This window comes from Thalassospira marina, from assembly GCF_002844375.1.
Taxonomy (GTDB): Bacteria; Pseudomonadota; Alphaproteobacteria; order Rhodospirillales; family Thalassospiraceae; genus Thalassospira; species Thalassospira marina.
In genome coordinates this window covers 3501639-3516646 of the sequence record NZ_CP024199.1, presented here as the reverse complement: position 1 = coordinate 3516646, position 15008 = coordinate 3501639, and the positions used below count along the sequence as shown (strand labels likewise).

General features: G+C 55.2%; 15 protein-coding genes. 9 read left to right on the top strand and 6 right to left on the bottom strand.

Going from position 1 to position 15008, the window contains the following annotated elements:
- Positions 1-38: 38 nt before the first annotated feature.
- The 3 genes from CSC3H3_RS16045 to CSC3H3_RS16035 all read left to right on the top strand — a co-directional run bounded on the left by CSC3H3_RS16045 (position 39) and on the right by CSC3H3_RS16035 (position 3153).
- Positions 39-1316 carry an ROK family transcriptional regulator gene (locus CSC3H3_RS16045; protein ID WP_101285490.1) on the top strand — a complete coding sequence of 426 codons (1278 nt, stop codon included), beginning with the start codon at positions 39-41 and terminating at the stop codon, positions 1314-1316.
- A gap of 48 nt (positions 1317-1364) precedes the next feature.
- Complete coding sequence (locus CSC3H3_RS16040) at positions 1365-2273, top strand: ketopantoate reductase family protein (protein ID WP_101286268.1); 909 nt, start codon at positions 1365-1367, stop codon at positions 2271-2273.
- Positions 2274-2580: 307 nt separating this feature from the next.
- Positions 2581-3153: a DUF4347 domain-containing protein gene (locus CSC3H3_RS16035; protein ID WP_157831931.1), complete on the top strand. Its 573-nt coding sequence runs from the start codon at positions 2581-2583 to the stop codon at positions 3151-3153.
- A gap of 434 nt (positions 3154-3587) precedes the next feature.
- On the opposite strand, the gene CSC3H3_RS16030 is transcribed toward CSC3H3_RS16035, so the two are convergent.
- Positions 3588-3956, bottom strand: coding sequence for a hypothetical protein (locus tag CSC3H3_RS16030; protein ID WP_101285488.1), 369 nt, complete (start codon positions 3954-3956; stop codon positions 3588-3590).
- 19 nt (positions 3957-3975) lie between these two features.
- Between CSC3H3_RS16030 and CSC3H3_RS16025 the strand changes: the two genes are divergently transcribed.
- Positions 3976-4449: a hypothetical protein gene (locus CSC3H3_RS16025; protein ID WP_157831930.1), complete on the top strand. Its 474-nt coding sequence runs from the start codon at positions 3976-3978 to the stop codon at positions 4447-4449.
- 344 nt (positions 4450-4793) lie between these two features.
- On the opposite strand, the gene CSC3H3_RS16020 is transcribed toward CSC3H3_RS16025, so the two are convergent.
- On the bottom strand, positions 4794-5585 hold the full coding sequence (locus CSC3H3_RS16020) for an AraC family transcriptional regulator (RefSeq protein WP_101285486.1): 792 nt from the start codon (positions 5583-5585) through the stop codon (positions 4794-4796).
- 181 nt (positions 5586-5766) lie between these two features.
- On the opposite strand from CSC3H3_RS16020, the gene CSC3H3_RS16015 reads away from it, so the two are divergent.
- Complete coding sequence (locus CSC3H3_RS16015) at positions 5767-7110, top strand: MFS transporter (protein ID WP_245881143.1); 1344 nt, start codon at positions 5767-5769, stop codon at positions 7108-7110.
- A 186-nt stretch (positions 7111-7296) separates the two neighbouring features.
- The gene (locus CSC3H3_RS16010) at positions 7297-9255 is read left to right on the top strand and encodes a bifunctional 2',3'-cyclic-nucleotide 2'-phosphodiesterase/3'-nucleotidase (protein ID WP_101271713.1); all 1959 of its coding nucleotides are present in this window, start codon (positions 7297-7299) and stop codon (positions 9253-9255) included.
- 197 nt (positions 9256-9452) lie between these two features.
- Here CSC3H3_RS16010 and CSC3H3_RS16005 read toward each other — a convergent pair whose 3' ends face one another.
- Positions 9453-9875 (bottom strand): GcrA family cell cycle regulator, encoded by a 423-nt coding sequence (locus CSC3H3_RS16005; RefSeq protein WP_101271711.1) that lies wholly within the window; start codon positions 9873-9875, stop codon positions 9453-9455.
- Positions 9876-10067: 192 nt separating this feature from the next.
- On the opposite strand from CSC3H3_RS16005, the gene CSC3H3_RS16000 reads away from it, so the two are divergent.
- The 3 genes from CSC3H3_RS16000 (at position 10068) to CSC3H3_RS15990 (ending at position 12149) form a co-directional block, all read left to right on the top strand.
- The gene (locus tag CSC3H3_RS16000) at positions 10068-10721 is read left to right on the top strand and encodes an NnrU family protein (RefSeq protein WP_101285485.1); all 654 of its coding nucleotides are present in this window, start codon (positions 10068-10070) and stop codon (positions 10719-10721) included.
- A gap of 207 nt (positions 10722-10928) precedes the next feature.
- Positions 10929-11402, top strand: coding sequence for a hypothetical protein (locus CSC3H3_RS15995; protein ID WP_101285484.1), 474 nt, complete (start codon positions 10929-10931; stop codon positions 11400-11402).
- A gap of 165 nt (positions 11403-11567) precedes the next feature.
- The gene (locus tag CSC3H3_RS15990) at positions 11568-12149 is read left to right on the top strand and encodes a hypothetical protein (RefSeq protein ID WP_101285483.1); all 582 of its coding nucleotides are present in this window, start codon (positions 11568-11570) and stop codon (positions 12147-12149) included.
- A gap of 130 nt (positions 12150-12279) precedes the next feature.
- Here CSC3H3_RS15990 and CSC3H3_RS15985 read toward each other — a convergent pair whose 3' ends face one another.
- From CSC3H3_RS15985 to CSC3H3_RS24460, 3 genes are all read right to left on the bottom strand, one after another.
- On the bottom strand, positions 12280-13149 hold the full coding sequence (locus CSC3H3_RS15985; protein ID WP_101285482.1) for an NUDIX hydrolase: 870 nt from the start codon (positions 13147-13149) through the stop codon (positions 12280-12282).
- Between the two features lie 539 nt (positions 13150-13688).
- Positions 13689-14015, bottom strand: coding sequence for a hypothetical protein (locus CSC3H3_RS15980; RefSeq protein WP_101271701.1), 327 nt, complete (start codon positions 14013-14015; stop codon positions 13689-13691).
- Between the two features lie 203 nt (positions 14016-14218).
- Positions 14219-14368, bottom strand: coding sequence for a hypothetical protein (locus tag CSC3H3_RS24460; protein WP_157831929.1), 150 nt, complete (start codon positions 14366-14368; stop codon positions 14219-14221).
- Positions 14369-15008 lie beyond the last annotated feature (640 nt).

The following is a 15008-nucleotide window of genomic DNA, read 5'->3' as shown; positions in this document are numbered from 1 at the left end:
TGCCCTGTTTGTGGCGACGATGACGCAAAGGAAATGTTGTGGCGAAACGCCCGGTCATAAAAGACTCCGATAATCCCCCGGGCCTTGAAAATGCCGGGCAGATTTTATCGCTGATTGCGACAGGAAAGGCCGTTTCGCGGCCTGAATTACAGGCGCAAACCGGGCTTTCGCGGGTTACGGTAACACACCGCATTTCCGCCCTGCAGGCGGCGGGAATTATTTTTGAAAGTAATGATACCCGCGCCACAGGGGGGCGTCCGTCCCGGATATGGGCGATCCGCCCGGGATTTGGGCATGTTCTGGTTGCCAATATTGGCGAAACGCAAATCCAGCTTGCCCTGCTTGATGCAACCGCCACCATGATTGGCCAAAGCCGGATTGTGCGTGATCCCGATATTGATTTCGGCCCGGAAGGCACCCTTTGCCAGATTGCCGATGGCTTTGATGCCTTGTGTAAATCGCATCACAAAAAACTTGGGCAAAGTGTGCTGCTGGCTATCGGCCTTAGCCTGCCTGCCCCGGTGGATTATGAAAATTGCCGGGTTTTTGGGCCGTCGGTTCTGGCAGGGTGGGAAGATTTTGATATTGCAGGTTATTTCAAAACCCGTTTCGATGTGCCGGTTTACGGCGAAAATGATGTTAATGCCATGACGCTGCATCAGCATCGTGTACATTTCCCCGATGATCGTGATCTGGTTTTTGTCAAGGTCGGCACGGGGATTGGCAGTGGTATTATCTCGCAAAACCGGCTGTTGCGCGGGGCGCGCGGGGTTGCGGGTGATATTGGCCATATTGATGCATCCTTTTCATTGCCAGGCAAAGCACCGGTCCAATGCCGTTGCGGTAAAACCGGGTGTCTGGAGGCCCATGCCGCGGGCTGGGCGCTGGCTCGTGATTTGTCGGTGGCATTGCCCGGCAAAGGGGCGGGCAATGCCCCATCTCTGAAAACAGCGCGCGATGTGATGGCATCATTTACGGCGAGCAACCCGGTTGCGCGCGACTTGCTGGCGCAGGGCGGGGCTGCGATAGGTGCGGTTCTTGCGGGAATGATCAGTGTTTTGAACCCCGCGCGGATCGTGATTGGCGGCACGCTGGCTGCTGCCGATGATGTTTTGCTGATCCCGATCCGTGATCAGGTGCGTAAACGCTGCCTGCCTGTTGCAAGCCAGGATTTGGTCATCTGCCGGGCGCAGCCCGCCCAGCAAAGCGAGCTTTATGGCGCGGCCCTGCTGGCGCTGGAGGGTGTTTTTGCACCGGCACATGTTGAAATGATGCTGACCCGCTTTGCCAAGCGTGCAACCGGTATTATGGTTTGATCATGGATTTTAATGCCGGTGATGCCGGATGATGCAAAGGATACGAACATGAAAATCGCAGTGATGGGTGCGGGTGCCGTTGGCTGCTATTACGGTGCCAGGCTGGCACAGCATGGTCATGATGTAGTTTTGATCGGCCGACCCCAGCATGTTCAGGCCATCAATAAAAACGGTCTTGTGTTTGAAAGTGCCGGTACGGTTTTGAATATCGCGCTTTCTGCCAGTATTGATCCGACGGCTGTTGCCGGGGCGGATATTGTGCTGTTTTGTGTGAAATCAACCGATACCCAAAGTGCAGGCGAAGCCATGGCACCGCACCTTTCGCCGGACGCGATTGTGCTAAGCCTGCAAAACGGGGTTGATAATGCTGAGCGGCTGGGCACCGTCATCGGGCGCAATGTGTTGCCTGCCGTTGTATATGTTGCGGTGGGCATGGCAGGGGCCGGGCATGTTGCGCATTTTGGCCGGGGTGAACTTGTGATTGGCCCTGGTGCGCAAAGTGAAAAGGTTGCCAGTATTTTACGCCCGGCCGCAATCCCGGTTGATATTTCGGAAAATGCCGCCGGGGCCCTGTGGGCCAAAATGATTTTGAACTGTGCCTATAACGCGCTTTCTGCCGTTTCCCGCCTGCCTTATGGCGAACTTGCCAAAGGCGAGGGGGTGATGACGGTGATTGAAAATGTTGTCGCCGAATGCCTGGCTGTTGCCAATGCGATCAATGTGGTGGTGCCGGGCGATGTTCAGGCCGCTGTTGCAGGCATTATTAAAACCATGCCCGCGCAATATTCCTCGACCGCGCAGGACCTGATGCGCGGCAAACCCAGCGAAATTGACTATTTGAACGGCTATATCGTGCGCAAGGGCGGCGCACTTGGTATTGCGACGCCCGCCAACCAGGTGCTTTATACCATGGTCAAGCTGCTTGAAATGCGGCCCGGGCAGGAAGGTACGGTTTGACCGCGGCGGGTAATTTGCCGGTTGTGGTCAGGGCTGAATGGATGCGGGCTTAAGAGCTTGATCCTACACCAAAGTCGGGCATTTGCCGGAAGGAGGATAAATGTCCGATTCTTAGGTGTAAGTCTTTATAACTGGACGAGTCGTATAGTTTCCGGTACAGATAGGAGTATAAGTAACATAAAAGTCGCGTGCATGAATGCGCGGCAATGGGACATTTATCATAACCCAGGATGACCACAGGTAGGGGGCATCTATGAGTAACGGAAATTATGCCGTTAATCTCTGGCCGAGCTCTCATGTAGGGAGATTGTCGGCTTCAGTACGCAAGACCGGATTTGGGGCGCGTCAGGGACGTGCGGCCTGTCTTGTTTTCATTGATCAGTCGCTTGCTGACATTGAAGCCATTGTCTGGCGCTATGCCGGAATTGCCGAAATTTTCATGATTGGTGGCGCACAGGATGGCCTTGCCGTGATCGGCAATGTTCTGGGCCAGCGCGAACATGTGCAAACGGTGCATGTTTTTGGCCGTGCGTGTAATCACGGCATGTTTCTGGGCATGTCGATGCTTGATGCGGCCTGTCTGCGACGCCACCCGGAACCGTTCCGCCGCTGGCGCGACGGGCTGGCCAATGACGCCTTTTTCTTTTTCCATGGCTGTGCTGTTACCGATCTTGCCTTTGACCAGGTTCTGGCCGCAACGCTGGAAGCCTTTACCGGCGCGCTGGTCAATGTTGGCAAAGACCGTCCGCGCGGTGTGCGCCCGCCCCGTTTGGGCGAGATCAATGAAATTGACGAGGGCGATGACTATGATGCCCTTATGCCCAGGGTCGAGCGGCGCTCCGGTCAGGATCGCAGGGCCGCAGGACGATGGCGCAGTTAATATCTGATCATTTCATGTTTCGTGGCGCGACGCGATGCTGCCTTGTGGCAGGCTGTCCGCGCCAGACTGGCAGGGTATGGCCGCTCGGGGGAGGTTGAGCCATATCCTGCCCGTCACAAAGCCGGAGGCCCGTGCGGTGGCCTCCGGTTTTTTGTTGGGTGAATACCATGCTGAATCCCGATATTGGCCGTTATGTCATCCGCCTGGAAACATCGCTAGCCTGTTGAAATGAATCAGGATTGCCGAAAACTGCCTGTATCCAGAAAGCGGGAAATTTGCTAATCTGAGTCGTCTTATAGGTAGTAAGAAAATTGCTGTTTCGGAAAAACTCCGTAAACACAAGGTATTGCGGCTTCTCAGGAGGAGGAAATGCATACGGTCGGTGATATGCACCCTGCCCGCAGAAAGGGCGAGGAGAATTATCAAGGAACCCGTCAGGCGCAATCAGCCATCAGCCCGGGCCGCAGACGCGGTGAGCCGAACCATAAAGCATGGAAAAAATTCCAGGTTCTGAATCTGGTTTCAGAGCCGGAGGGTGAGCGGCGCGAGGCTATTGCCCGCGCGCGAACAGCATCACCGATCCTGTCTTCTTCTCCTGTTTCTGCTGCCATTCCTTCTTTAAAGGCATCCTCGTTCTCATCGCCGTCCGGTTCGATGTCGCCAGTATCTTCAGTATCGCCTGTGGCGTCAGTTTTGACGCCCGAGGGGGCTGCTGCATTGCAATCCTCGTTTGCCAAATTATCGGCATCCTCCGCACCCTCCACATCCTCAGCCCATGCTGATCGCGTGACTGGGGCTGGCATGCCGGGGAGTTCTTCGCCTGTGTCCGGTATTGCGGGTGAGGGGCGGGAGCTTGATGGTGCTGGTTCTGCTGTTTTGCGGGATGCATCGTCATCAGGTGCCGAAAACCCCGTTGCTGCCGTTTCACCCGAAGATGCCGCCGCGATGATTGGTGCGCTGAGCGAAGGGTTGGCATCGCTGCATAATGTGATCGAAGCTTTGCCGGATCTGGCGCGCATATTGCGCCTTTTGGCGGAACGTGAAATGTCTGTACCGTCAAATTCAAGTGGCCATAATCGCCGGGCTAGTGACCGTGCAAATGACCGTGCGCCTTCGCGCCCGCAGGGCCGGGACTGGACGATTGATGATGCGGTGGAAATTCATAATCTGTGTTCGGAAACGCGGCGCACGGGCCGAAACCTGCCACAGGCAACATCGCGTTATCAAACCCGTCAACGAACGGATGACGACGATATTCTGCCGCCCAATTTCCTGTTCGGGCGCAGGTTTGACTGACCTTTGATCATTCAGACTGGACTGACATAGCTGCGATCGGCGGCTTTTCTTTTATCAATACAGTGCCGTTTTTTCCCGCGGCAAGGCCACCTTATGGGGCTTTGTGGCGCGGAAAAATGCTTGTCATATTACCGGAAAAACGGGTGTCTTTGACGGGCAACGGGCAACGGGCAACGGGCAACGGGCAACGGGCAACGGGCAACGGGCAACGGGCAACGGGCAACGGGCAACGGGCAACGGGCAACGGGCGTGTCGCGGGCTTTTCAGTTACGGGGGAAGATGCTGTTAAGGCTGTTTCCGGGTGGGGCCTTCGCCAATGATGACGTCAGGGTCTTTGCAATCCATCACAGCGGCGTATTGAAATAGGTGCCCGGTGTTTTGCCGGTTGCCTTGCGAAACATGGCGATGAAGGCCGAGGTATTGTCATAGCCAAGGTCCAGCGCAATTTCGGTGACCGGCCGGTGATGGGCGAGTTTTTCCAAGGCATAGAGCAGCCGTAATTTTTGCCGCCATTCGCGAAAGGGCATACCGGTTTCGCGTAAAAACAGGCGGGCAAGTGTACGGGAAGATGCCCCGCAGTCGCGTGACCATTCTTCAAGGGTGCGGTTATCGGCGGGGTCGGTTTGCAATTGCTGGCAAATGCGCGATAGCCGCGTGTCCTTGGGGGCGGGCAGATGCAGGTTGTTGGTATGGGCCTGTGCGGCAAGCTGATCGAGCAGCACCTGGATCAGGCGGCCTTCGCTGCCTTCTTCGTCATATTCAATGGGAATTTGCGTTGCCGCACGGATCAGTTCCCGCAGGAGCGGGCTGACTTCCAGCACGATGCACCGGTCGATCAGGGTTGTTGGTGCATGGCGCGAAATATAGACATGGCGTGACCGGCAAAAGGTGGCATGGGCAACCGCATGGTCAAGCCCGGGCGGCACCCATACCGCGCGCTGGGGCGGCACCACCCAGATGCCGGCCTCGGTCGTGACGGTCATGGTGCCTTCGATGGAATAGATCAGCTGATACCAGTCATGATGATGCATGCCCACGCAATGGCCAGCGGGAACGTCGCTGATGCGGACATAAACCGGGCGGGGCAGTTCATCGGGCCGGGGGCGTGGCGGCGGTGAATTTTCCGGTCTTAGCATGAAAATGTCCTGTTTGCCGTATTCAATGGCAGATTACCGTGAGACAGACGGGAATGACAAGTTTAGTTTGGAAGCAATACAGACAACCCACAGAAAACTTGAAGACACGTAATGGGGTAAACCCCATGAGCCCGTTCCCATCCTTTCCCGCCGGGTTCATGACATATCAGGAAGCGTTTGAATGCCTACTCCTTACCCGACACCGCGGCAGCCCGATATGCCCGAAGCCCAAAACCCGACCGAGCCGGATGCCCACGCACCGGGTAATCTGGGCGGTGAAGCCCCCAGCCAGACGGCCTTTGCCACTGGCCCCGGCGCAAGCCCGACGGGATGGCGCAATAACCCGGAAGTTCTGCTGATCCTGATGGCAGCGGCAATGCCGCTTTCATTTTCGACCTGGATGGCGCTTTTGAATAATTTTTCGGTCGAAATGGCCGATTTTACCGGGCGTGAAATTGGCATTTTGCAGTCCCTGCGCGAAATTCCCGGCTTCTTGGCCTTTACCGCCATTTTCGCCCTGCTGATTTTCCGTGAACAGACCTTTGCGGTCATTTCCCTGCTGGTCCTGGGCCTTGGCGTGGCAATCAGCGGCTATTTCCCCACCGTGATCGGGCTTTATTGCACGACGGTCCTGATGTCGATTGGCTTTCACTATTTTGAAACCATGCAACAGGCGCTATCCCTGCAATGGGTGGCAAAGGACCGAACGGCGATGGTGATGGGGCGGCAGCTTTCGGCAAAGTCGATTGCGTCGCTTTTCATGTTTGGCGGTGTCTGGATTTTGATGGAAATTTTCCAGATGCCCTATCGCGGGGTTTATGTGGTGGGCGGTGCGCTGACCGTTATTCTGGCCATCATCGCCTGGATGGTGTTCCCCAAATTCAAGGATGCCCATCCGCAAACACGCAAGCTGATCCTGCGTCGCCGTTACTGGCTGTATTACGCGCTGACCTTCATGGCCGGGGCACGCCGCCAGATATTTACCGTTTTCGCTGGTTTTCTGATGGTGGAAAAGTTTGGCTATGACGTGGGCACCATCACCATTCTTTACCTGCTTAACCATGCCATCAATATGGTGTTGGCACCGAAAATTGGCCGCCTGATTGGCAAATGGGGCGAACGGCGAGCATTGATTGTTGAATATTGCGGGCTGTTTATCGTCTTTACATCCTATGCCTTTGTGCAGAATGCCCATATCGCTGCCGGGCTTTATGTGGTGGACCACATGTTCTTTGCCATGGCGATTGCGATGAAAACCTATTTCCAGAAAATCGCCGACCCGCGCGATATTTCCTCGACGGCGGGGGTCAGCTTTACCATCAACCATATTGCGGCTGTGTTTTTACCTGCAGCATTTGGTTTGTTGTGGCTGGTGTCGCCCAGTGCAGTGTTCCTGACCGGGGCGGTGCTGGCGCTTGGTTCGCTTATCCTGTCGCTGAACGTACCCAATGACCCGCGACCGGGTAACGAAGTGGTTTTTGGTGGCAGCGAAGATGGTGCCGCCATTGGGCAGGCTGCTCGGTAATTTTACGTAAGCCATTCGCGACGCTGGGTTTTCTGGCGCAAACATTCAAATTCGAAAACGCCTGTTCTTGTGGACGGGCGTTTTTGTTTGCGTGAACGCATCTATTTTCGCAAAATCTTCAAATCCTGACCATGCAATCAACAATACATTTGTCAGATAGACCACCAATTTTCAGGGATGCAATAAATGACTTTTTACCGTCCATTGGCCAGCGTGATTATGGGCCTTTCCGTCAGCCTGATGGCGGGCACCGCCCTTGCCGATAGCACCGTATCGCTGCGAATTCTTGAAACCACCGATATCCATTCGCACCTGGTCAATTACGACTATTACCGCGATGCGCCGTCCCAAAGTGTCGGCCTTGCCAAGGATGCAACCCTGATCAAACAGGCGCGTGCCGAAGCCGACAACGCGATCCTGATCGACAATGGTGACCTGATCCAGGGCAACCCGCTGGGTGATTATATGGCAAAGCGCCATGGCCTGAAAAAGGGCGAAATTCACCCGGTTTACAAGGCCATGAACCTGATGGATTACGACGTTGGCAATGTCGGCAACCATGAATTCAATTACGGGCTGGAATTTCTCGCCAATGCTATTGCGGGTGCCAAATTCCCCTATGTGAATGCCAATATCTTTGTCGCGGATGGCGATGATAATCCTGATAACGACAAACCCTATTTCACGCCCTATCAGCTTTTGCAGCGTGAACTGGTGGACAAGGACGGCAAAAAACACCCGATCACCATTGGCGTGATCGGTTTTGCCCCGCCCCAGATCATGCAGTGGGACAAGGCCAATCTTGAAGGCCATGTCATCACCAAGGACATCGTTGATATGGCGGAAAAATACGTGCCGGAAATGCGCGAAAAGGGCGCAGACCTGGTGGTTGCCGTGGCCCATTCCGGCATGAGCACCCAAACCCGCGAGGGCATGGAAGAAAACGCCACCTATTACCTGTCCAAGGTTAAGGGGATTGATGCGATCCTGTTTGGGCATTCGCATGGTGTTTTCCCGTCTGACAAATTTGCCGATATCGAAGGTGTGGATTTGTCGAAGGGCACGATCAACGGTGTTCCTGCCGTGATGCCGGGCTTTTGGGGCAGCCATGTTGGCGTGATCGATTTAAGCTTGAATGTGAAGGATGACGGAAGCTGGAGCGTAACTGACGCCCTGTCGGAAGCCGAGCCGATCTATCATCGTGAAGGCCGCGATATTGTGCCGCTGGTCGATGCCGACCCGGAAATTTTAAAGGCAGTCGATACCGAACATAAGGCAACGATTGATTATATGCGCGAAGGTGTTGGCACCACCGAAGCCCCGATCAATAGCTTCTTTGCGCTGGTGGCAGATGACCCCTCGATCCAGATCGTGACCAATGCCCAGACCTGGTATCTGAAAAAGATTTTGGCGGGCACGGAATATGATGGCTTGCCGATCCTCTCAGCCGGGGCCCCCTTCAAGGCGGGCGGGCGCGGTGGCCCGGATTATTATACCGATATTCCGGCAGGCCAGATCGCCCTTAAAAACGTTGCCGATCTTTACATTTACCCCAACACCGTCCGTGCCGTTTTGCTGACGGGCGATCAGGTGCGGGAATGGCTGGAAATGTCGGCAGGCCAGTTTAACCGAATTGATCCCAACAGTGATCAGGAACAGATGCTGATCAACGAGGATTTCCCGACCTATAATTTCGATGTCATCGATGGGGTGACCTATGAAATCGATGTGACGCAACCTGCCCGCTATAACAAGGAAGGCGAGGTTGTGAACAAGGATGCCCACCGCATTACCAATTTGCAGTTCGGTGGCAAACCGATTGATGGCAGCCAGAAATTTGTGGTGGCGACCAACAATTACCGTGCCAGTGGCGGCGGGCATTTTCCGGGGCTGGATGGTTCAACCATCATTGTTGATGCACCGGATGAAAACCGCACGGTTCTGGCAAACTACATTCTTGATGAAAAAAACATCGACCCGAAGGCCGATGGGAACTGGCATCTTGCCCCGGTGGGCAATGCCGACAAGGTGACTTTCGTGACCAGCCCCAAAGCATCGGATGCGGCAAATGCACCATCCAATATCAGTTTTATCGGTGAAACCCAGGAAGGGTTCGCCCAATATGTGCTGACGACTTTGAAATAATCGACGGCTTTTGGGCGCGGGGGGTATCCGTGCCCGGTGTCGATGATGTTGCAAACCCCGCCCTTTGGGCGGGGTTTTGTTTTGGCGGCAAGGTAGGGTGCGGGCGGAAGCCCTGCACATTGAACTGCCATTGCGCACATGAAAAAGCCGCCCCGAAGGACGGCTTTTTGAATTTTGGGTCGGTGAACAGGGCGTGATTAACGCTTGTTGTTCGGGCCGCCATTGTTCGGATTGCGCGGATTATCTTCACGCGGGCTTTTGCCATTCAGGTAAGCCGCAGCGCAATGTTCGTCGCAATAGGGTTTGCCAGGGATGATTTTCTTGCCACAGAAGTGGAAGTCATCGTCACCCGGATCACCAAACGGCCAGCGGCACATGCCCGGTCCAAGGTCATAGATGCTGATGCCTTTGGACAGAACTTTGGGCGCAGGGGCCTTTTTGGTTTCAGATTCTTCAGCACGACGCTGGATCGGGGACGGACGTTTGGGCAGGCCCAGGCGGTGTGCCTTGCCAACGACGGCGTTTTTGCCCACACCCAGCTCTTCACCGATGCGTGCCGTGGTCCAACCCTGATTCCAGAGCGAAGTCAGCAATTCAATCTTTTCCGGTGTCCAGCTCATTTCGAGTATATTCCGTGTTCCGATGTTTGGGATGAACCCAGCTTTATTGCGTAAAGTCAATTAGGGATAAAGAGGTATCCGCTAAAGTCGCGCGGCGCAAGGGGCGAAGCCGACAGGCTGCCCGATCAGGGTGCGCGAAACGTGGTGGGCAATTTGCATGTTGCGCCGTCAAAGTAAAGAGGTGATCGCATTTTGAAGTGGTTTTTCGTTTCCATTTTTGCGTTTCTGGCCGGTCATATGGTGCCAGGCATGTTTCGCCGCCAGCTTGTCGCCCGGTTGGGATCGACCCTTTATCTGTTCGCTTTTTCGATAATTTCAATAGGGCTGCTGGTTTGGGTGATCGGGGCGGAATTGCAGGCCGATTATATTGCCCTTTGGCCCTATGACCCGCGCGCACACTGGGTTCCGCTGGTTGCAATGCTGCCTGTCTGCTGGTTGTGGGTGGCAGCCATTCGCCAGCCTTGCCCGCTTTCAATTGGCCGGGCGCGCGGTTATGACCGCACCCATCCCGGCATTAACCGCTTTACCCGCCATCCCCTGTTGCTGGGGGTGTTCATTTGGGGCTGCGCGCATCTGTTCCCCAATGGCCATTTGGCGGCCCTGATCTTTTTTGGCGGCAGTGCGCTTTTTGCCCTGCTGGGAATGGCCCGAATGGAAAAAATGCGCCTTCGCCACCTTGGTGCGGACGAATTTGCACGTTTATCAGCCGGGACTCGGCGGTTTGACTTGGCCGGGCTTTTTAATGGCGGGCTGGACTGGCGCGATGTGCTTGGGGGTATCATATTATATGGTGCGATCCTGGCGTTGCATCCGCTGGTTCTTGGTCGCGATCCTTTGGCGTTTTAAGGGGCGTTTCCTTATCCGGGGCGTCATTTCCACCTTCTTTATGCCTGTTGCCAGCGGCACCCTGTACGTGCTGGCTGCTTTTCCTGCCGGCCTTGCTTTGGGGCGGGCAGGTTGTGATAGGATGCTTTTGTCATCAGGCACCTGATTGGGGGCTGATGATTCTGATTGAACCGGCGGCTTTTCTGCCGGGCTATTTTGCGAGGTGCCATGACCTCTAGTGAACTTGCATCCATGCTGTCGCGATTTGCCGAAATCGAAGGCCGCCATCCCCGCATTCTGATTGCTGCTGCCTCGCATGATGAAGAAAGGCTTTTGAAATCGGTGGCAACACTGTTTGCCGATGGCGGCTTTGATGTGGATATTGCCCCGGCAATGTCTGACGAAGCATCGATTGCCCGCCAGGTGATTGATTGTGATGCCGATATTCTTGCCCTGATCCGCCTGAAAGCCGAGGGGCATGACCGCGTGCGTGTTGCCGACCTGATTTCATCGCTTGATGCCCAGGGGGCGCAATATGTGCAGTTTGGCATTATTGGCGACCCTGAAGACCCGGCGCGCGATAATGTCGATTTTGTTTTTGATGTGAACCATTTCGCGACTGGCGATATTGGCGCGCTGATGCGTTTTTTGCTGCTGGTTGAAGAAAGCCGTATGGAACCGGGCGCGAAAAACACGCGCTAGGGGCATGCATCACTGGTTTATTGTGATGGTTTCATAAAGGCCGGTGATTTTTCGCCGTTATTGCGGCATGATGGTTATCCGGGATGCGCAAGGTAGATGGCGCGCCCAGCCCCGCTGGGTGACTGACCCCGGTTGTCGTCAGGTAGATGTGCGAAGGGAAGTGCAATGGGTATGCTTAAGGAAACGCTTCTGCGCGTTTTTGTTGGCAAAAGCGGACGCGAAGCGTTGCGCGCCTATCAGGATGCGCAGTCGCTGCCGGTGGACCCGTTGGATGCCCGCCCAACAGCAGCCGGAAGCCCCGGTGCAGCCAACCGGGCTGCGGCCAGTGCTGCCTATGGCGGTGGGGCAGGGACTACTGCCCGTGTGCAAACCCCGGCACAGCAGGCTGAACAGGCCCGCCAGGCCCGGCGTATTGCCGACCGTGCCCTGGCCCATGAAGCCACCGGCATGAGCACCGATGAAGCCCGCGCCCAGGCCCTGGCCGAAACCCTGATCGAGGCCCAAAACCCGTCATCCGCGGCCTTTAGCGCGTTGAATGCTGCAGATAACAAGCTTGGGCTGGAAAAAGGGCGTTACGCCAAGGCCGGGCAGGCACCGGGCCGTGAAAAGCTGATTTCCGACGCCCTGAATACCATGCGCCAGAAACAGGCCGATCTTGATGCCCTTGACCCGGATGCCCGCATGAAGCTGACGTTGATGGCGCTAAGCGCCTTTGGCATGGGCGGCAATGACAAGGCCGGGCATTAAGAAAAACTGCTTGGACGCAGTATTTCCGTTTTAACAAGGGCGACCTGTTTTCCAAACGGGTGTGTTCGGGCGCGTTTTATGCCCGGCAATGATGCCGCTTTATCGCCTGCGGGCGCAGGAACGAAGGTGATTAACGTTTGATGTCGCGATGCAGGCCGATGGTCAGTTCGGCATAATCGGGTTCGTTATCGGGTGTGATGATGCCGTGACGGATCAGGAAATCAATAATCACCAGGGCGCAGTTGAATTTGAAATCAAACCCGGTTCGGACGATTTCGGCGACCTCGGCCAGCGGCAGCAATTCAAAATGGCTGACTTCGCCATCCACCGGGCGGGGCACAAAATCCTGCGGCAGTTCCAGGTCATAATTCACCATCACGTCGGGCTTTAAGCCCTTTTCCGTTTGATGAACATAGGAAACCGTGCCAACAGCTTTCATGTCCGCTGTCAGGCTTTCGGGAATGTTGGCTTCTTCGGCGCATTCCTTGATCATGTTCTGACGAAAGCTGTAACCGGTGGGCTGGCCACCCGCGACCATGTTATCAAGCTGGCCGGGATAGGTTGGTTTGGATTTTGACCGGTGCGCCACCCACATATGGATACCATCTGCCTTGCGGACATAACCGTTTAAATGCACGCCCCAGGACCGGAAACCGAAATAGGACATGGCGGAACGGTCCATCACACAAAGGGGCGCATCACCCAATGTCGGCCGGACATCGAATTTTTCACCATGCAGGCTTTTGATCACGCCATCGCGGTGCAAATCCTCCACCAGATCGGCAAAGGCATTTGACCGTTCGCTATGGCTGGCAATTTCGGGGGCAAGATGCAAATGCCCGGTATCTTCCCGGCGAATGACCATATTGGCAGGATGGGCCAGCAGGGCATCGGCAAATGCCGGGCGGGTGCCTCCAATGATGCGACCATCCATGCAAAACGGCGTGTAATCCTCCGGCCGGGCCGAATTACAGGCATGGATATGGTCGATAAAAGCCATCAGGGCTGCTCCTCAGACTGGTTCCCGGCGCATAAATATATGTGCCGCTTCAAATATGCCTACAGTGTTAGCGCATATCCTTTGGCGGGCGCAATGCTGGCCATCATCAAATGGTCATGGATTTGAAAACACTGTTTTTGCCATTTGATGAAACTGGTCTGGTGTTGGGAGCAACCTTGACTGCAACCAGGTGCGGCTGGATTTTGCTAGCTAGGTATGCGCTGCCTTTAAGCCGCTGTGGAAATGGTGGGAGGCAACGGTGACATGTTGCCGCTGCTTCGCGTGGCCGTGCCCACTTATCCGTAATACCCTGGCTACGCAGCAGCGGTGCTGTCTGGTTCAACGTTAGCGTATGCAGGTTTAAGCCCTGAAGGCTTTACATTGACACCTCTGCCTGCTGCGCGTTGAGGGTTCGTCGGATGTGAGGAAAGGCTGTTTCGTTTAAGACAACCGGAATAACTGTAGGCATCGGGCAGGGGGAAACCTGCCCGAATTTGCCAGTCCATTCCCGGATATGTCTGTGTCCGATAAGCGGGTGCTTAGGCACCGATGGCGGAATTGGAATAGCCTTTTTCCGAGGTCAGCACGGTTTGCACATTGGCGATCTGGCGCAGGCAGCGCGCGATATGTTCGGCAATGCGGGTTTCAAGCTGTTGGATCTGGATGTCGATTTGCAGTTCTTCGTTGCCCTGCCGGTCGCTTGCAACAATGGAATGCCAGCTGGTCGGGATCAGGTTGCGCTTGGCGAACAGCTCCAGCACGCGGGGCATCACGTCGGGTTCGGCAACCGCGTGAACAGCAAAACAATAAACGGATTTAAGGGATTGAACAGGCGCATCCTGCGCCAAAAGGGCATGATTTGTCATGACTTTGCACACACATCTACTGTGATCCAGATAAAACGAGAACTTTCCCGGGGTCCTTAGACCACCGGGCGAATAATTCGCGTAATCTGAATGGCAGTGATGTGGTGTTGGGTCATGCTTGTCTGGAAATACGCGGCACTTTTCAGTGCCGCCGGGCAGAGAAAATCGGGCCTAAGCCCAAAAGATGAAAAACAGATCGTTCCTTAGAGAACGAGGATCGACGCGATGAGGGCAAGAATGGTCCCGGCAAACAGGATTTCCATCGAGCGGGCGATTTGCTGTTCGCGGGCAATGGCGATAGCAACAGCTTTGCGTTTGTTCATCATCTTTCTCCGTCTAAGTGACAGGCTCATGCACTGCTCAGCGCACAAAAGAAATATAGGCAGGCATTGGCGCAGGTTACAAGTGCTCTGCAGTCAAAAACGTCAAAAAACCTTCAACCTGGTGGAATAGATAAGGTTTTCTGCGGGTTTGCGGCCTGAAAATTAATAGTTCCAGCCTCCATAAAACAGTCCATTCGCAATTTTGTTCCACCCTGTGGCGGGATTCGCTGGTGCATTGCAACCAAAAGGAAGGTTCGCGGCTCCCGATTCAGCCCCGGAAAAACCCTGAAATGCCAGTTTGGGGGAAGGATCGCGGATCGCAAAAGCGAGTCTGCCGATCATCAGAAAAGGATTCCGTAACGGCAAAACATGTTTCATGCCGGGCGCACGGAATTGTCCGTAAACTGTATGCCTATTTCAAACAGGGCGGGAAGGCTAGTGATGAAGGCAGGTGATGTTGACAGGCATCGCTCGCCCAATGCAATGCAGGCGGGACAGCTTTGCGCGAGGGCTACCGCCACTGCTAGCGACAAGCCGCGCAGGCCCGTAGCTGCCTTGCTGGCGGAACAGTGAAGCGTCATGCCTTTATCATTCCGCGCGCATCCGGCGGGATGTGGCAGGTACAGGCTGGTTTGCAGGAGCACGCAGCATGCACCGCGACGTGATGTGG